This is a genomic window from Bacteroides caecigallinarum (genome assembly GCF_016901995.1).
Taxonomy (GTDB): domain Bacteria; phylum Bacteroidota; class Bacteroidia; order Bacteroidales; family Bacteroidaceae; genus Phocaeicola; species Phocaeicola cellulolyticus.
This window is the reverse complement of sequence record NZ_JACJLE010000006.1, coordinates 1-18,571: the sequence shown is the minus strand read 5'-3', so window position 1 is coordinate 18,571 and position 18,571 is coordinate 1. Positions and strand designations below refer to the sequence as shown.

Genomic DNA, 18,571 nt, shown 5'->3' with positions numbered 1-18,571 from the left:
GAAATGTTTTATCAGAATGCTTCTGTCATATTTATATAGAACAGGTTCTGCTTGTTTACGAAGTCCCTACCTATATCAAGTCTGAAATTCATACGTGGCTGTACTTCTATTCTCAGACCGACACCTGCGTTGGGCAGTACACCTTCGATCTTGCCTGGATTCGGTCCCATAAAACCGGCGCCTCCCCATACTACGTATCCTAAGCGGTTGGCTACTTTCTTCCACCAGTTACTTCTGTCGGTATTGAACATCTGTCTGTATTCCAGTATTGCAAGATGTGATGATTTGTCGCGGAACTGTCCCATATAGTAGCCTCTGAGGTCGAACGGCGTACCGCTAAGTACATACTTGTTCAGAGGTATATTATTGCCGAATACGTTTTTGCTCTGTACTGTCCATGCCAGGACTTTCCTTTTGCCTACCGACTTGTACTGGCGGTAGTCGAATTCCAAACGGTAGTAATTGTCATCGCCACCTAACCATTTCTGATACATTACACCGCGGAAATCAAAATACAGACCTTTAAACGGATTGGCAGGAATGTCGCGTGTGTCGTAACTTAACAGGAATCCCAGACCGGAACTGAAATTGCTGTATCCGTCGGCAGTACCTCCGGCCTTTATGTAATTCTTGTCTTGTGTTATACCTTCAGCCACATTCATCATGTGGTCGTAGTTCAAGTCAATCTGCGGACCGGCAAAGAAGTTTGTTTCTTTTATACGGAAAAGGAACCATGGGTTAACCTGTATTCCGCTGTATTTGTATTGGCTGGTTTCTTTGCCTCGGATGTAATTCTTGTTGGTGGTATATCCCACTCCGTAATAGTTTTCCTGTGTGTTCTTGTAGATGAATTGTCCAAAGATACGGAATTTATCGTTCTTGAAGAACAATTGTGGTTTTACTACTATATTAAGTCCGCCTTTGAACATCAGTGCTACCGAAGCTGGAACTACCGAGCGCTTCATAGTGCTGTCCTTTGGATTCATGCTGAAAGTTACCAGTGCGCTACCACCTATCAAAAAACCGAAATCAGGGGTATAGCTCGGACCTCCAAGAATATTATAATGTACGTTTCGTTGGGCTTTTTTTTGTCTTTTGAGTTCTTTTTTACTTAGAACGACTGTTGTATCACTGGCAATATGAATACCTTGTTTTACAATCTCTGCTTCTTGTCCTAAAGTTTTCACTGGAAGCGCTATTAAACACGCTATGAGCAATAATGTAGAATATAATTTCATTCTGTCTGTATGTATTTTGGTGCAAAATTACGAAACTTACTCAATAGTTTGATGTTCTTTTGATAATACTTTTTGGTTTTTATGATGTATTTCTTTTTAAATGAGTTTCCGAGTATGAAAAATTACCAAAAAAAGGATATGTAGTTTTGTTATTAGAAACCATTTATTTAACTTTACATCAATCAATAATTTAACATATAAAAAACATGACAGTAATAGACAGATTTTTAAAGTATGTGACTTTTGATACCCAGTCGGACGAGAATACAGGCGTTACTCCAAGCACTGCAAAGCAGATGGTTTTTGCAAAATATCTGCAGCAGGAACTTCAGGAACTTGGACTTGAAGAAATATCCCTTGATGAAAACGGATATTTGTTTGCCACCTTGCCGGCAAATATAGACAGACCTATTCCGGTGGTAGGATTTATCGCCCACATGGATACAAGTCCTGATATGAGCGGTGCTAACGTCAAACCTCGTATAGTAGAGAATTATGACGGAACTGATATAGTATTATGCAATAAGGAAAATATTGTTCTTTCCCCTTCGCAGTTCCCTGAATTGCTTGACCATAAGGGTGAAGACCTTATTGTGACCGATGGTCATACTCTTCTTGGTGCCGACGACAAGGCTGGTATCGCCGAGATAGTTTCTGCTATGGCATATCTGAAAGAACATCCCGAAATCAAGCATGGAAAAATCAGAATAGGTTTCAACCCTGATGAGGAAATCGGTTTGGGAGCACATAAATTCGATGTACAGAAGTTCGGTGCCAAATGGGCCTATACAATGGACGGAGGCGAAGTGGGCGAACTTGAATTTGAGAATTTCAATGCCGCAGCCGCAAAAATAGTGATAAAAGGAAGAAATGTTCATCCGGGTTATGCGAAAAACAAGATGATAAATTCAATGCTTGTGGCAAATGAGTTTATGTCTATGCTACCGGCTGATGAGACTCCGGCCACAACCGAAGGTTACGAAGGTTTCTATCACCTGGTAGGCATGAAAGGTGAAGTGGAACAGTCGGAGCTTTCATATATCATCCGCGATCATGACAGGGAAAAATTTGAAAGCAGAAAAGCTTTTGTTGTCGATTGTGCAAGCAGGATCAACGCCAAATATGGTAGTGAAATTGTAGCTGTAGAACTTAAAGACCAGTATTACAACATGCGTCAGGAAGTAGAACCGTTGATGCATATCATTGACATTGCATTCGGTGCGATGAAAGAAGCCGGAGTAGAGCCTAAAGTTAAGGCTATACGTGGGGGTACTGACGGTGCACAGCTGTCGTTCAAGGGACTGCCTTGTCCTAATATCTTTGCCGGTGGATTGAATTTCCACGGAAGATACGAGTTTGTTCCTGTTCAGTCTATAGAAAAGGCTGTAAAGGTAATAGTGAAAATTGCGGAACTGACAGCAAACAGATATTGATTATTGTAATAGTTTGTGAGTTTGTAAGTTTTTAAGTTGGTAATAACAAACTTATAAACTTATAATCTCATAAACTAATAAACTCACAAACTTTAAACTTATACTTATGAAAACTACTCCATTTACAGAGAAGCATATAGCTCTTGGAGCTAAGATGCATGAATTCGCAGGTTACAATATGCCGATTGAATATTCAGGAATTATCGAAGAACACCTGACGGTGTGTCAGGGTGTGGGAGTCTTTGATGTTTCGCATATGGGAGAATTCTGGGTAAAGGGACCATCTGCGCTTGAATTCATTCAGCAGGTTACTTCGAATAATGCTGCAGTACTTACTCCGGGAAAAATTCAATATACATGTTTCCCTAATGAAGATGGCGGAATAGTAGATGACCTATTGGTTTATGCCTACGAGCCCGACAAATATATGCTTGTGGTGAATGCGGCAAATATAGAAAAGGACTGGAACTGGTGCGTTTCGCATAACACAGTCGGTGCAGAACTGGAAAATTCGTCCGACAATATCGGACAGCTCGCCATACAGGGACCTAAAGCCATTGATACATTGCAGAAGCTAACAGATATTGTTCTGGCTGATATTCCTTATTATACTTTTAAGGTCGGCGAACTTGCCGGAGTGAAAAATGTCATTATATCCAACACAGGATATACCGGTGCGGGAGGTTTCGAACTATATTTCTATCCGCAGGATGCAGAGAAAATCTGGAATGCAGTGTTCGAGGCAGGCGAGGAGTTCGGCATCAAACCAATTGGCCTGGGAGCTCGCGATACTTTACGACTAGAAATGGGATTTTGTCTGTATGGTAACGATATAGACGATACGACTTCGCCTATAGAAGCAGGGCTGGGATGGATAACAAAGTTTGTTGATGGAAAGAACTTTACAAACCGTGCTGCACTGGAGAAGCAAAAGGCAGAAGGTGTTTCACGCAAGCTTGTTGGTTTTGAGATGATTGATAGAGGTATTCCGAGACACGGCTATCCTCTTACAGATATTGATGGAAACGTTATCGGTAATGTTACATCGGGAACAATGTCGCCAACACGTAAGATAGGTATAGGCATGGGATATGTCAAAACTGAATTTTCCAAGCCGGGAACAGAAATATGTCTGGACAATCGTGGCAGAAAACTTAAAGCCATAGTGGTAAAACCGCCTTTCAGAAAATAAAAATATTGTCTTTTTGATATTATAAAGCGGAAGTTTATGTGATATTTTACATAGACTTCCGCTTTTGCTATTATTTTATTTAGTAATTTTGCGGTTGTAATAACTATTTATAACGATTATGTCTCATTTGGCTCCTTTAATAAGCGATTTGGCCCTGATATTGATATGTGCCGGTATAATGACTCTTGTGTTCAAGAAACTGAAACAGCCATTGGTGCTGGGGTATATAGTTGCCGGATTTTTGGCCAGTCCGCATTTCACTTTTACTCCTTCCGTAACTGATGCCGACAGTATAAAGACCTGGTCGGATATAGGTGTGATATTCCTTTTGTTTGCCCTTGGTCTTGATTTCAGTTTCAAGAAACTGATGAAAGTCGGGGGGGCGGCAGTTATTTCGGCATGCACCATTATCTTGTGTATGATAGCGGTGGGAATATTCGTAGGTTGGACCTTCGGATGGAAGCAGATGGACTGTATCTATCTTGGAGGTATGCTTGCCATGTCATCTACCACCATTATATATAAAGCATTTGATGATTTGGGCATCAGGCAGCAGAAATTCACAGGACTTGTGTTGAGTATTCTTATTATTGAAGATATTCTTGCCATCGTACTTATGGTTATGCTTTCCACAATGGCTGTGAGCAAGAATTTCGAAGGAATGGAGATGGTAGGTAGTATCCTGAAACTGGTGTTCTTCCTTATCTTGTGGTTCGTGGTCGGCATGTATCTCATTCCTACATTCCTCAAGCGCTCGCGTAAGCTGATGAGTGACGAGACACTTCTGATATTCTCCTTGGGCATGTGTTTCGGAATGGTGGTCCTGGCTGCCAAGGTGGGATTCTCTCCGGCATTCGGAGCTTTCATTATGGGTTCCATACTTGCCGAGACACTCGATTCGGAACGTATAGAAAAGCTGGTTGCCCCTGTAAAGGACTTGTTCGGTGCCATATTCTTCGTGTCTGTGGGTATGATGGTCGATCCTAATCTGATAGTTGAGTATATATGGCCTATTGTAGCCATAATAGTGGCAATCCTACTAGGACAGACCATATTCGGTACAGGCGGTGTGCTGCTTTCCGGGCAGTCGCTCAAGACCTCCATGCAGTGCGGTTTCAGTCTGACACAGATAGGTGAGTTCGCGTTTATCATAGCGTCGCTTGGTGTAAGTCTGAACGTGACCAGCGATTTTCTGTATCCGATAGTCGTTGCGGTGTCTGTAATAACCACGTTCCTTACACCTTATATGATCCGTCTTTCTGTTCCGGCATATAACTTTGTAGATAAACGTATGCCTCCTAAATGGAGAAACATGATAGAAAGATACTCGGGCTCCACCCAGCCGGCCAATTATCAGAGTAACTGGAAATCGTTGATTTATGCCATAATCAGGATTACTGTGATATATTCTGTACTGACTATTACGGCCATTTTTATATCTTTCAGCTTTATTCTTCCTTTGCTTGTTGAAACTATGGGAGACAAATGGGGACGTTGGGCAGGCGCGGCCATAACGATAATTCTTATATCGCCTTTCCTGCGTGCCATGATTATGAAGAAGAACCACTCCATCGAGTTCAAGGCTTTGTGGAAAGACAGCAGGTTCAATCATGCTCCTCTGATATCTGTGGTGATACTCAGAATAGTGATAGGTGTGATATTCGTGATTTATGTGATTAACCATATATTCCAGGCTTCCGTGGCTATAGTTGTCGGAGTGGCAATTGTAGTTGTGCTTACCATGATATTCTCCCGTTTCCTGAAGAAACAGTCAATTTTGATGGAGAGGACTTTCGTCCAGAATATGAGGTCGAAGGATATGTTTATGGTTTATAGGGGAAGCAAGAAACCGGAGTACGCAGGACGATTGCTTGACAGGGATATACACCTGACAGACATAAAGATTTCGGCAGATTCGTTGTGGGCAGGTCTGACGCTGATGGAACTGAACCTGGGAAAAAGGTTTGGAGTTCATGTGGCATCAATCATACGTGGTACACACAGAATCAATATTCCGGGCGGGCAGACAAGGATTTTCCCCGGTGACACTATCCAGGTTATAGGTTCCGACTCGCAGTTGTCGGCATTCGCCGAACATGCGGAAGCTATCTCTGAAGGCTGTGTGGATGATGACTTTGAAAAGAAAGAGATGCTTCTCAAGCAGTTTGTTGTTACAGAAAATTCAAAATTTGTAGGTAAGACAATACGTGAGAGTGGAATAAGAAACAAGTATCACTGTCTTGTGGTAGGAGTTGAGTCTTCCGACGATATGTCGTTGCGTCAGCCTGATGTTGATGCAGAATTGCAGGAGGGTGACATAGTATGGGTAGTGGGAGAGGAGTCCGCTCTCGATTCATTATTCGAGGATTGATAGTTTATTCATGTATATAACACTTAAAAGACTAAAAAAATATATCTGAAAAGACTGTATATTATTTAGATATTAATACGGTTTTGTATCTTCGTAATAATATTAACCTTATCCTGATTTTATGTCTTTATACAGTTTTTTCAGATATCTGATATATTCTTTTCTTTTTGTCTTTATCATGTCTTCCTGTTCGCGTCGTGACGATGCCGATGTGAAACGTGCGGTAAATGTTTTGTCAATGGTGAAAGACATGTGCGATAAAGACAGTTTCCCAAAGAATGATTCTATATTGAATTTCTCGGTCAAGGTGTTTTCGCGCGAGGAGATGGATTCATGTCTTGCTACTGCTTATTTTTATCAGGCCAGAATTCAGCATAAGAATTTTTATCTTCTAAGGGCGATAGACAGCTATGTCATGGCGGGTGAGTATGCCGGTTCGGACAGTATGCTTCATTTTAAGGTCAATCTGGAACTGGCGAAAATATACCGTTTCAAGATGAGGCACGACATGGAAAAGTCGTACATAAATTCAGCTGAACGCTTGTTGAAGTCACTGCACGATTCATCGGCAAACATAGATTTTCTACATGAAAAGGCATTATATTATCTGAATAAAAAAGACATGCCGAAGGTATATTCCACTTTAAGGAAGGCATTGGCATATTTATATGATAAAAACGATAATACTAAGTCGGATATATATAAACATTTGTCGGAGGCATATATGGCTTCGGGTAATTCTGACAGCGTAGTGTATTTTGCCGACAAAGGTCTGGAACTGGGGCCGGTTCCCCAGTTGAAGAGTGAACTGCTCATGTTAAAAGGGTTGGCATACACCTTGAACGGGAACTCTGATTCTGCATTGCATTATATAATCCCCAACATGTATAGTGTAGATATGCCTGCACGTATTAAATCGTACAAGGCTATGGCTGAAATGTATGACGGTTTGGGAAAACTTCCGCAAGCTTATGATTTTCTTAAGAAATATACTGCAACTCTTGATTCTCTGATAGAGGACAGGCGTGATGAATTTATGGAAAAGATGCACGGATTACATGAATATAACATACAGAAAAAACGTGCCAACAAGGCTGAGATGCAAGCTGCATCAAGCCAGTTGATGTTTTCCAACTTTGTACTTGCCGCATTACTTCTTATTATGTTCTTATCCATATTGCTCCATTATTACCGTTCCAATAAGCGTAAACTAACTGAACGCCTGAGGGAAGAAACATGTCTGAAAATGGAAGAAACCATAAAACGCAGAGATATGGAAATATCGCTTGCGCGCAAGCAGGAAGAACTGAAACAGAAAGAGATAGAAAAGCTTAACAAGAATATTGATTATTACAAGCAGCTTAACAATATCACTCTTCCGGTGATAATGAGGAGACAGAATGCACAAGGTTCCCTACACCTTTCGGATGATGACTGGAATATAATAATAGGCAATGCAGATGCTTGTTTCGATATGTTCACGGAGAGATTGAAGAAGCTTTGTCCGCAACTTACTGACGATGACATACGTTTCTGCTGTCTGGTTAAGATGGAGCTTTCCATGTCAATGCTTTCAGAAATATATCACATTGCAAAGGCCAGCATATCCCGACGCAAGATGAGGCTGAAAGAGAAAATAGGAATAGAGAATACCAGCTTCGATGAGTTTATTATTGATTTCTAGGATATTTGCTCAAGTTTCAGTTTAAAAACAAAAACGGCTGTAAATTATTTGATTTACAGCCGTTTTTGTTTTTAAACCTCTCCTATATTGAACTTCTCAGGATGTTTTCCCTTGAAATCCTTGAAGTAGAGTTTTATTTCGCGCATATCTTTATCTATATCGCCTGTAGGCATGATAGCTTTGTTGGCATAAATGCACTTTTTCTGATAATCTATACCTATAAGTACAATAGGTATATTTGCGCCGCTTGCTATAAAATAAAAACCTTTTTTCCAATTAGGGTTTGCCGAACGTGTACCTTCCGGAGTTATTGCCAAATGGAATTTCGGACTTTTCTTTATCAGTTCCACAGTCTGTTCAACCAGTGAAGTCCGTTTGTTCCTGTTTACCGGTATTCCGCCCATCCATCTGAACAGGTATCCCAGCGGGAAGAAAAACCATTCTTTCTTCATCAGAAAACCAGATTCGCGACCTATTGCACCGATGAACAGTTTTCCTATTATCAGGTCCCAGTTGGTGGTGTGTGGGGCAGCACAGATTATACATTTGTCGTAATCGGGAACATTGACTTCAGCCTTCCATCCCAATAGTTTGAAGTAAATAAAACTGAAAAGCGCTTTCTTCATTTCCTCCTGTCAGTGGATTATTTTTCGTTCAGCTTGTTGAACACTTCTTCAATCTGTGTATTGAAATCCGATTTCAGTTTTTTGTAGAAACCTTTTACATTTCCTGGTTCAGTATGGCTGATTCGGCTTATTATATCTGAACGGAGGTTTAGTGTCTTTTCTACAAGGTTTGCGATAGCTTCACGTCTTTCACTTTCGGCGTTCATGCCTTCTATAATACACATACCAACAGTTACTTCAGAAATATAGTTCACATGTTTTTTCAAGTCTCTTCTACTAGCCATAATTCTATGATTTTAATTGATTAATAAAAAATATTTTGTCGTAAAGATAATGTTTTTGTTGGAATATCTACCTCTTTTTGTCAAATATTATTCCTATGGTGTATTTTTTTTATCCGTCATTTTCGTATTTCCGAAAAAAAGGCGAAATTTGCACGGAACGTTGAAAAAGCATTAAAAATAAAACGTCCGCACGTTTTGACTAAAACAACAGGTCGTTTTGACTAAAACGACAAGGCGTTTTTTTAAAACGTATAGAAGGATAAAATAATATACACCTTATATAAATAAATTTTGAAATTATGACAAAAAGTGCATTACAAATTGCTAGAGCTGCTTATCAGCCAAAATTACCAAAAGCCCTGACAGGTGCGGTTGCAGTGAAGGAAGGTGAAGCTACTCAGTCTGTAGCCGATCAGGAAGCTATCAAAAAGTTGTTCCCTAACACTTACGGAATGCCTTTGATCCAGTTCGTAGAAGGACAGGCTCAGAACACTGCAGAAATGAATGTCGGTGTTATCTTGTCTGGTGGACAGGCTCCTGGTGGACATAACGTTATCTCTGGTCTTTTCGACGGTATCAAGAAACTTAATCCTAACAACAAACTTTACGGATTTATCCTTGGTCCTGGCGGCTTGGTTGACCACAACTATAAAGAACTTACTGCTGATATCATCGACGAATACCGTAACACAGGTGGTTTCGATATCATCGGTTCAGGTCGTACAAAACTTGAAAAAGAAGAACAGTTCGAAAAAGGTTACGAAATCTTGAAAGAACTTGGTATCAAGGCTTTGGTTATCATCGGTGGTGACGACTCTAACACTAACGCTTGTGTATTGGCTGAATATTATGCAGCTAAGAACTATGGCGTACAGGTAATCGGTTGTCCTAAGACTATCGACGGTGACTTGAAGAACGAAATGATTGAAACATCATTCGGTTTCGATACAGCTTGTAAGACTTACTCAGAAGTTATCGGTAATATCGAACGCGACTGTAACTCAGCTCGTAAATACTGGCACTTCATCAAATTGATGGGACGTTCTGCTTCTCACATCGCTCTTGAATGTGCTCTTCAGACTCAGCCAAACATCTGTATCATCTCTGAAGAAGTTGAAGCTAAGAACATGTCACTTGACGATGTTGTAACTTACATCGCACAGGCTGTTGCAAACCGTGCTGCTGCCGGAAACAACTTCGGTATCGTTCTTATCCCGGAAGGTCTTATCGAGTTCATCCCTGCCATGAAGGCTCTTATCGCTGAACTTAACGACTTCCTTGCAGCTAACGGAGAAGAATTCAACAGCATCGAACCTAACAAACAGCGTGAATATATCATCAGCAAGCTTTCTGCTGAAAACGCTGCTATTTATGCTTCTCTTCCAGAAGGTGTTGCTCGTCAGTTGTCACTCGACCGTGACCCACACGGAAACGTACAGGTATCACTTATCGAAACAGAAAAACTTCTTTCTGAAATGGTAGGCAAGAAACTTGCTGCATGGAAGGCTGAAGGCAAGTTCGCAGGTAAGTTCTCTGCACAGCACCACTTCTTCGGTTACGAAGGACGTTGCGCTGCTCCATCTAACTTCGACGCTGACTACTGCTACTCACTTGGTTACACTGCTTCATTGCTTATCGCAAGCGGTAAGACAGGTTACATGTCATCAGTGCGTAACACTACTGCTCCTGCTGCTGAATGGATTGCAGGTGGTGTGCCTATCACAATGATGATGAACATGGAACGTCGTCACGGCGAAATGAAACCAGTTATACAGAAGGCTCTTGTTAAACTTGACGGTGCTCCTTTCAAAGCATTCGCTGCACAGCGTGAAGCTTGGGCTAAGGAAACTGCATATGTTTATCCAGGTCCTATCCAGTACTTCGGTCCTACAGAAGTTTGCGACCAACCAACAAAGACTCTTCAGTTGGAACAGGCTAAATAATATCGGTTAATGACTGATATGATATAATTGCCAGGAATCACCACAGACAAGCAACAGAGTATGTATGCTCCTGTGGTGATTCTTTTACTATAGTGTATGTACTTGTAACTCTCTGTCTGATTTTTATAATAATATTTTAAACCATGATTAAAGAACCGAAAGTTTCTGTGGAGAAGAAGGCTGCAAAAAGGCCTGCCACAAGGCGCAAACCGTTGCAAACAGCAAATGGCGGAAGTCGCAAACCGGTAAGGGCTAAATCTTCCACTTCAAAGAAACAGTCACAGTCTGTAAAACTGTCGGATACTGCCCATTATGTATTGATGGCAGTCGGTGCATTGATATTCGTGGTTGGATTTTATTATTTCTTCATACGTCCGTATTCATACAGGTGGAAACCGTGTTATGGGATGAAAGCATACGGAGTTTGTCTCCCTTATGGATATGCGGTACATGGAATAGATGTTTCACATCATCAGGACGAAATAGACTGGAAAGTATTGAAAAGTGTACAGTATGCACAGTTTCCTGTACGTTTCGTATTTATAAAGGCTACAGAAGGAGGAGATTTTAAGGATAAGGCTTTCGACTATAACTTTGCTGAAGCTGATAGCACTCATTTTATACGTGGAGCATATCATTTTTATAATCCTAACACAGATCCTATAAAGCAGGCCGATTTCTTTATAGACAATGTAAAATTGAAAGCGGGCGACTTGCCTCCGGTACTTGATATTGAGAAAAGACCAAAGGATGCGGTTAAACTGAAAAGAGACCTGCTTGTATGGTTGAACAGGGTTGAAAGACATTATAAAGTAAAGCCTATATTATACACTTCTTATAAATTCAAGAACAAATATTTGTCCGATTCTGTTTTTAATACATATCCTTATTGGATTGCACATTATTATGTGGATTCGGTGAGATACGAAGGCGAATGGAAATTTTGGCAACACACGGATGTAGGAACTATGCCGGGAATAAATGAGCAAGTCGATTTGAATGTGTTCAACGGTTCCATGAGCGACTTACTGGAATTAACAATTAAGAATTAATAGCTAATAATTAGCCCCTGCCGGTTGCTGACAACTAACAACCAATAACCAACAACTAACAACTAATAACCAACAACAAACCCATGAATATTTTGATGAACATTCTTTGGATAATCTTCGGCGGATTATTCGTATGCCTGGAATATGTGATTTCCAGTTTTCTTCTTATGATTACCATCATAGGGATTCCTTTTGGTCTCCAGACTCTAAAGCTGGCAATGCTTGCGCTTTTTCCTTTTGGGGTGAAGGTACAAAGCACATCTTCAGATGGAGGATGTCTTAGTGTATTCATGAATTTGTTGTGGATACTTTTGGGGGGTGTATGGATTGCTCTTACACATCTTCTTTTCGGTGCCTTATTGTGCATTACAGTGATAGGAATACCTTTCGGAATGCAACATTTCAAACTCGCTGGACTGGCTTTGACTCCGTTTGGTAAAACTATATCCTGACACTATTATTTTTTAACCATTAATACATTTTTAATTGATGACAAAATTCTCTCGTGCGTTCTGGACAGCCAACTTGTCGGAACTTTTTGAACGTATGGCCTATTATGCCATCTTTATCGTAATTACACTTTATCTATCTAACACATTAGGCTTCAACGATATTGAAGCGAGTCTTATTTCAGGTCTTTTCTCCGGAGGACTTTATTTCCTTCCTATGTTTACCGGAGCGTTTGCCGATAAGATTGGTTATCGTAAGGCAATACTGATTGCATTTACGCTGCTTACAATAGGATACCTAGGGTTGGGTATGCTTCCTGTGATGCTTGAGTCGGCAGGATTGGTAGAATATGGCGAAAAAACTCATTTTACAGGACTTGAAACCAGCAGTCTGCGTCTGCTCATTGTGCCAGTGATGGTGATACTTGTGATTGGAGGTTCTTTTATCAAATCTATAATCTCTGCTTCTGTGGCCAGAGAAACAACATCCGAAACGCGTGCACGCGGATATTCGATATTCTATATGATGGTAAATATCGGAGCATTTACGGGTAAATGTTTTGTCGATCCTATGCGTTCGATAGTAGGCGATGAGGCTTATATCTATATAAATTTCTTCTCAGCCACATTGTGTTTCATCGCTTTGCTTACTATATTCTTTTTCTTCCATTCTGCCAATACATCAGGTGAGGGAAAAAGTATGGCGGAAGTGTTCCGTGGATTGGGTAAGGTATTTACCAACGGACGTCTCCTGTTGCTGATACTTATAGTGACAGGTTTCTGGATGATACAGCATCAGATGTATGCCACAATGCCTAAGTACGTAATCCGTATGGCGGGCGAGACTGCAAAACCGGGATGGATTGCCAATGTCAATCCGTTCGTGGTGGTAATATTCGTGAACATCATTACACAGCTTATGGCAAAGCGTAAGGCTCTGACATCAATGGCGGTAGGAATGTTCCTTATACCTCTTTCCGCATTGATTATGGCGTCTGGAAATCTGTTCGAAGGAGATATTTTCGGAATGCATCCCATAACAGTGATGATGATTGCCGGAATTGCCGTGCAGGCACTTGCCGAATGTTTCATATCTCCGCGATATATGGAATTCTTCTCATTGCAGGCTCCAAAAGGAGAGGAGGGACTGTATCTGGGATTCAGTCATCTTCACTCATTCCTTGCTTCAGTAATCGGTTTCGGTTTGTCAGGTATTCTTCTCACAGCATATTGTCCTGATCCAGCACTGTATGATTCCGTAGAGGCATGGAAAGCCGATGCAGCAAACGCGCATTACATCTGGTACTGGTTTACAGGTATTGGTGCCATTTCGGCTATTGCGCTTATAATTTATGCTAAGGCTACAAAGAGTGGAAAATGATATTCTGTTCAGTGAACGGCTGCTGAACGGGCAGTGAACATATTTTGAAAATGTCTTTTCCTGATTTTGGTTGACTGTTATCATGTCATTACCACTGATTTAAGTTGACTCTATTATACTTATCCCTAACGGGAGTTGACTGTTCTTTGTTTTATCCCTGGGAGGGGTTGACTGGAGGCCGTAGGCCGTAAGTCAACCCCTACTATGGGCAAAGGTAAACTTTTTTCAGCGATTATCCCTATGCTGTCTGCTTTTTTATTGCATCCTCGCGATATGAATGCCACCACTTGCGAATTTCCCCATTGCAGCGTGCGGCTTCTTCAGGTGTCATCATATCAACACTCATATGGGGCCTGCGCGTGTTGTAGAACTCCACAGCGACTTTCAGGGCATCTTTGATTTCCGCTAGTGAGTGGAAGCGTATGTCCTTCAGCAACTCGTTTTTAACAGTCTGGTTAACGCGCTCTGCAATAGCATTCTCTTTGGGGTCACCATTCTCAGTCATGCTGATACAAATATTGTTTTCGTGGAGCAAACTGACGTATTCATCAGAAGCATATTGTACGCCTCTGTCGCTATGATGTATAAGTCCGGAGACGTTTTCCTCACCTTTGCCGTCAAGACGGTGTAGTGCCATCGTCAGAGCCTCAGAGACATAGCACGTTTCCAGAGTCTTTCCTACGGCCCAACCTACTATCTCATGGCTGTAAGCATCGGTTATGAGCGAGAGATAGGCGAATGTATAACAGGATTCGGAAAGCCAGACTTTGATGTAGGTGATATCACTTACCCACAGTCGGTTTACACGCTCCGGAAGAAAACTGCGTACAAGATTGGGATATACCGGAAGTCCATGTGTGGAATCGGTGGTTCGTGGTTTACGCATGCGCTTGCGCACATTCAGGCCATGACGAATAATCAGATCCTCGAACCGGTCACGCCCTAGACGCTCCCTGTCGGGAAATTCACAACGATACATATACCAAAGCTTCATGCCGCCTATTCCGGGAGCTGTCTTCCGGATACTTCTTATATATTCCAAAGCAAAGGCTTCAATGGCAGCCTTGCGAGCTGCCGATTGGCCTTTCTGCTTGTGATAAGCCTGCTTGCTAACACCAAACAATCTGCACATCAACTCAATTGGATACTTCTTGGGAGATTGTGCATGCAGGTTCTTCATTGCTTGGTGCCAGCTTTTTTTCTTATCTGGATATTGAATTTTTCCTCGGCTACGTTGATTATCTCGTTGTAGATGTCGGACAGCATGCGTGCTTCCTGAAGTTCGCGCTCAAGGCGTGCAATCTTTTGTGCATCGGTCTCTGAGCATTTTGTGACTGTTGACAATGGAACTGCCATTTCCGGAGCTCTTGCTCCAACTAATCTTTTAGAGGGTACTGAAGACTTCTTTTTCATTACGGATTGAGTTTCTGTTGCAAATTTACTAACCCAATTCCATACTGTGGCAGGGGATACACCTAATTTTTCGCCTATTTGACGATAAGAATAGCCTTGCTTATGAAGTAGGATACCTCTTTCTCGTTTTTCTCTAGAAATTTGTGAACTCATAATGTTGGTTTTATGAGTCAACTTTTTTCAGGGTAAGACAAAAGGAGAAGACGCATAATGAATGGGTTCTGAGGCCATTCGTTATGCGTCTTATTATTATGGGTAAGGTTTGCAATATTCTTGCAAAGGTTTTGCAAAGCTTTTTAATCCTTTCTCTAATAGTTTTTAAACGGTATTTAAATGATGTTTAATCAGTGTTTAATGTTGTATCTATTCTATTCTTTTATGAATACAGAAAGTACAAACATGCATATACTTGGAATAGTAAGCACTAAAGTAAAAAAGCTGGCTATAGCAATGCCAAATGAGTGTTTTATTCTTTTCTGCATAAGATCTACTTTGCTTGACCTGTACTTGTCACTTCTTGATAAAACTTCATCAAAGTTCTTGTAAGCAAATATACCTATTGGTATAGACATTATTATTGCTATAATGCATGTAGCAATGAAAATAACTTTTCCTAAAAGATTTATATCTTCACCATTATCAGATATTGTGTAACTACAATATTTTAATGCAAAATATCCTAAAAATATTGATAAGGTAAGGAATGCGTATATGCCATTGGCAAGAATGTAGAGTAATGTTTTCATTTTAGTCTGAATTCTTTACATATTTTGTTAGCATCATCGTAATTATATATTACATCGTCACCATCGTAAGATGTAGAAGGTAGTAGTAGAGCAACTAAAGTTTTCTTGAACTTCGGGCTTAATTCTGCTCCTTGATAGTCTAAATGTATCAATAGCTTTTTTATGGCATTATTATTCTTGCTATGTATTTCATTTATTTCGTCGGTTGCCCAATGACACATGATTGATGAATATCCAGTACCAGCCCAATATCTTGGAGATGCATTATTTATTAGAGGATAATTAATAAGCGACATAGCTTTTATTACATCTTCTTCCCCTCCATTACTATAAATATAGATTAAGTTCTCCAATACAGAGTTTGCGTAATAACCTTCATCTTTTAGTCTGTCTTTGGAAATGTTTAAAGCAAAAATGAAATCTTTGTTCTTTATCATGTAGTCGATTTCAGCAATAGGCACATAGTCAATATTCATACCTTCCTCGTTCATAATCTTATATGCCGTTTCAAAATCGTTTTCATTTACATATTCCATTAATCTTTTTTCCAAAGAATCGTATTTTTCTCTTTCTTCTTTTCTTCTGTTACTATCAACACAGTCATAAATTATGGCAATGACTAAAAAAATAAAGAAAGCAATCAGACACCCTATTTTATTCATGAATTTATTCCTTTCCAAAATAGAATAATTTACCTAACCAGCTCATTTTCTCGTAGTTTACATCTTTCTTGTATTTTTCTAACAAAGTAGTCTGTCCTTCTATTGCTACTTTTGTTGACATTTCTGTTTTATACATATCCAATTCATACTGTCTGTCGAGCTGTTTCATTGTTGAATCCCATTCCCTCATGTCCTGCTCATGTTTTAGCTTAGCTTCCGGATTAAGGCTTTTTATATATTCAGAGTATATTTTGTCGGCTTCTTTTTTGGCCTTCGAATCCGATGGTATATTCCTGTATATAGCCATAGCTTTTTCAGAAAATCCTCCAATATTATCTCTTTCTGTTCCTAATGTCGCTTTAAAGTCATTCAGCATTATATCGGAGTTATTTTCCATATATTTTTCTATAGCATCAAACCTCATTTTAGAAGATTTCCTATATAGTTCCTGACATTCATTTGGTATTGAATTTAATATAGCTAATGCTTCTTCATATTTATGATTATTAATGTAGCCGACAGCTTCATTCAGTAATAATTCTCCATTAGTATTATAATAATTGATGATTTTCTGTTCAGTTCCGCTAATGAGATTTGTTATATCTGTATCATTTGTAGAGATAGAAGAAATGGCATTTATAGTAGCCAATTCCTTTGAATCGCCTACTCCTATAAGCGTTTTGTTTATTGAATTGAATATTTCTCCTGTCAGAATATTTCCAATATAGATTGTGGCACTATAATTAATTTTATGTTTTTGGGGTAGGGTAGAGGTTATATCATAGTTGATTTCTGTCAAAGTCGGAGCAACTATGATTTGTGGATTAACGCCTTGTGATGCTATACCATTATGTGTTATAATATTTATAATCTTTGATTTCAGTAATTCTGCACTTTCTGATGGCAGATTGTTTTGTACAATAACGCTTAGTGCAATATTGCCATTAATTGGAGATACAGTTTTGCTGATATTGGATATTTTATTGGTTACAACAGTTTCTTGTGTAGTCGGATTGAATGTCGGCTTATTGTTCTTTTTATTTTCCGAACATGCTCCACATCCACATAAAACTATACCAAACAATAGGATAATCTTTTTCATATATAAGTGATTAATTTATGATTACTAATGCATTACCTAAGCCTTGAGAATTGTTGCTTGACTGTAAGGAGAATGTTTTGAAGAAATCTTTTCTGAACTTTCTTGCAAATTCGTATGCATTAAATTGAGTTCCATCATTCATTACATTTGATATTCTCACATTGGTAAATGACATTTCCTTTTTTGTATTTGATACCATATTTGCACTGCCGTTTTTAGCATTTGTTATTACCCAGCGGCGAATCCAGTCAGAATATGTATCCCCTTCATTATTATACATGTCCGATAAATTGATTGGGCAGTCATTGCTAAGAGTAACTCTAAATGAGATTTCTCTACCATTAGCAACGATATCAGTGAAATAGTTTCTTAGCTGAGGCTCAAGTATTTCCAAATCTTTTGTAATTCCTTTTTCCAAATATTCATCTAAACTAATATCAAGATTATTTTTATTTGATACGGCAATGACTTTATCGGAATATACATCTATGGCTGACAATGCTATATTGATATACGATTTTCTTGAAGTCCTTCCTGTTATAACATTTTCTTGATAGTCAAGTTCCAGTATTATATCGGGTGAAACTGTATTCAGAAGAAGTGTCTTGGCGTCTTTTACAATATTGTCAGCTTCATCCAAAATTTGTCTGTCATTTATGGCTTTAAGTGATTGTTCCAGATCATTCAGAGGATATCCTATTTGTATGAAATACTTTTGAATAGCCGAGATTATACTATTTGACTTTTCACTTTTTACTATAAATCCAGATATATCTCTTATTATAGTTTTCTTCCCATTGAAAGTATTGATTGTAAGGCATTTCTCGTCCTTTAACATTCTGTCACTTGGGATAATCATCAGTTTGGGTTTTGCCTGATTGATGACATTAACGGTGTTGTCTTTGTTTTCCGAAATGCTAATATCTGTAATATTTTTTTGCTTGTTCCCTTGTCCACAAGAAACACAGTAAAAAGCTAATAATATATAGTAAAGG

17 protein-coding genes are annotated in these 18,571 nt (G+C 39.5%); 8 read left to right on the top strand and 9 right to left on the bottom strand.

Translation table 11 applies throughout. From position 1 onward, the window contains the following. Nucleotides 1-11: 11 nt before the first annotated feature. Complete coding sequence (locus tag H6A61_RS02550; protein ID WP_204390677.1) at nt 12-1,238, bottom strand: BamA/TamA family outer membrane protein; 1,227 nt, start codon at nt 1,236-1,238, stop codon at nt 12-14. Between the two features lie 206 nt (nt 1,239-1,444). Between H6A61_RS02550 and pepT the strand changes: the two genes are divergently transcribed. The 4 genes from pepT to H6A61_RS02530 all read left to right on the top strand — a co-directional run bounded on the left by pepT (nt 1,445) and on the right by H6A61_RS02530 (nt 7,918). Beyond that, entirely contained in the window at nt 1,445-2,671 is a 1,227-nt protein-coding gene (gene pepT, locus H6A61_RS02545) for a peptidase T (protein ID WP_204390675.1), read from the top strand. 106 nt (nt 2,672-2,777) lie between these two features. After that, complete coding sequence (gene gcvT / locus H6A61_RS02540) at nt 2,778-3,863, top strand: glycine cleavage system aminomethyltransferase GcvT (protein WP_204390673.1); 1,086 nt, start codon at nt 2,778-2,780, stop codon at nt 3,861-3,863. Between the two features lie 118 nt (nt 3,864-3,981). Then, complete coding sequence (locus tag H6A61_RS02535; protein ID WP_204390671.1) at nt 3,982-6,234, top strand: cation:proton antiporter; 2,253 nt, start codon at nt 3,982-3,984, stop codon at nt 6,232-6,234. 121 nt (nt 6,235-6,355) lie between these two features. Beyond that, complete coding sequence (locus H6A61_RS02530; protein ID WP_204390669.1) at nt 6,356-7,918, top strand: tetratricopeptide repeat protein; 1,563 nt, start codon at nt 6,356-6,358, stop codon at nt 7,916-7,918. A gap of 71 nt (nt 7,919-7,989) precedes the next feature. On the opposite strand, the gene H6A61_RS02525 is transcribed toward H6A61_RS02530, so the two are convergent. Continuing rightward, nucleotides 7,990-8,544, bottom strand: a complete 555-nt coding sequence (locus H6A61_RS02525) for a 1-acyl-sn-glycerol-3-phosphate acyltransferase (protein WP_204390668.1) — start codon at nt 8,542-8,544, stop codon at nt 7,990-7,992. A 17-nt stretch (nt 8,545-8,561) separates the two neighbouring features. After that, entirely contained in the window at nt 8,562-8,828 is a 267-nt protein-coding gene (locus H6A61_RS02520) for a hypothetical protein (RefSeq protein WP_204390667.1), read from the bottom strand. 299 nt (nt 8,829-9,127) lie between these two features. Between H6A61_RS02520 and H6A61_RS02515 the strand changes: the two genes are divergently transcribed. The 4 genes from H6A61_RS02515 (at nt 9,128) to H6A61_RS02500 (ending at nt 13,653) form a co-directional block, all read left to right on the top strand. After that, nucleotides 9,128-10,771 carry a diphosphate--fructose-6-phosphate 1-phosphotransferase gene (locus tag H6A61_RS02515; protein ID WP_204390666.1) on the top strand — a complete coding sequence of 548 codons (1,644 nt, stop codon included), beginning with the start codon at nt 9,128-9,130 and terminating at the stop codon, nt 10,769-10,771. A 143-nt stretch (nt 10,772-10,914) separates the two neighbouring features. Next, nucleotides 10,915-11,823, top strand: coding sequence for a glycoside hydrolase family 25 protein (locus H6A61_RS02510; RefSeq protein ID WP_204390665.1), 909 nt, complete (start codon nt 10,915-10,917; stop codon nt 11,821-11,823). An 83-nt stretch (nt 11,824-11,906) separates the two neighbouring features. Further along, nucleotides 11,907-12,275 carry a YccF domain-containing protein gene (locus tag H6A61_RS02505; RefSeq protein ID WP_154044329.1) on the top strand — a complete coding sequence of 123 codons (369 nt, stop codon included), beginning with the start codon at nt 11,907-11,909 and terminating at the stop codon, nt 12,273-12,275. 37 nt (nt 12,276-12,312) lie between these two features. Further along, nucleotides 12,313-13,653, top strand: a complete 1,341-nt coding sequence (locus tag H6A61_RS02500) for an MFS transporter (RefSeq protein ID WP_154044330.1) — start codon at nt 12,313-12,315, stop codon at nt 13,651-13,653. Nucleotides 13,654-13,891: 238 nt separating this feature from the next. Here H6A61_RS02500 and H6A61_RS02495 read toward each other — a convergent pair whose 3' ends face one another. The 6 genes from H6A61_RS02495 to H6A61_RS02470 all read right to left on the bottom strand — a co-directional run. Next, on the bottom strand, nt 13,892-14,872 hold the full coding sequence (locus H6A61_RS02495; RefSeq protein ID WP_346342325.1) for an IS3 family transposase: 981 nt from the start codon (nt 14,870-14,872) through the stop codon (nt 13,892-13,894). Then, complete coding sequence (locus H6A61_RS02490; RefSeq protein WP_204390664.1) at nt 14,830-15,219, bottom strand: helix-turn-helix domain-containing protein; 390 nt, start codon at nt 15,217-15,219, stop codon at nt 14,830-14,832. Before H6A61_RS02490 ends, H6A61_RS02495 begins: the two co-directional genes overlap by 43 nt. Before the next feature lie 215 nt (nt 15,220-15,434). Continuing rightward, nucleotides 15,435-15,812 (bottom strand): hypothetical protein, encoded by a 378-nt coding sequence (locus H6A61_RS02485; protein WP_204390663.1) that lies wholly within the window; start codon nt 15,810-15,812, stop codon nt 15,435-15,437. After that, complete coding sequence (locus tag H6A61_RS02480) at nt 15,809-16,363, bottom strand: hypothetical protein (protein ID WP_154044332.1); 555 nt, start codon at nt 16,361-16,363, stop codon at nt 15,809-15,811. The genes H6A61_RS02485 and H6A61_RS02480 overlap by 4 nt, the downstream gene beginning before the upstream one ends. Before the next feature lie 115 nt (nt 16,364-16,478). Then, nucleotides 16,479-17,576, bottom strand: coding sequence for a hypothetical protein (locus tag H6A61_RS02475; RefSeq protein WP_204390661.1), 1,098 nt, complete (start codon nt 17,574-17,576; stop codon nt 16,479-16,481). 10 nt (nt 17,577-17,586) lie between these two features. Continuing rightward, nucleotides 17,587-18,571, bottom strand: a 985-nt coding sequence (locus H6A61_RS02470) for a DUF6175 family protein (RefSeq protein ID WP_204390660.1), incomplete at its 5' end; no start/stop codon positions are given.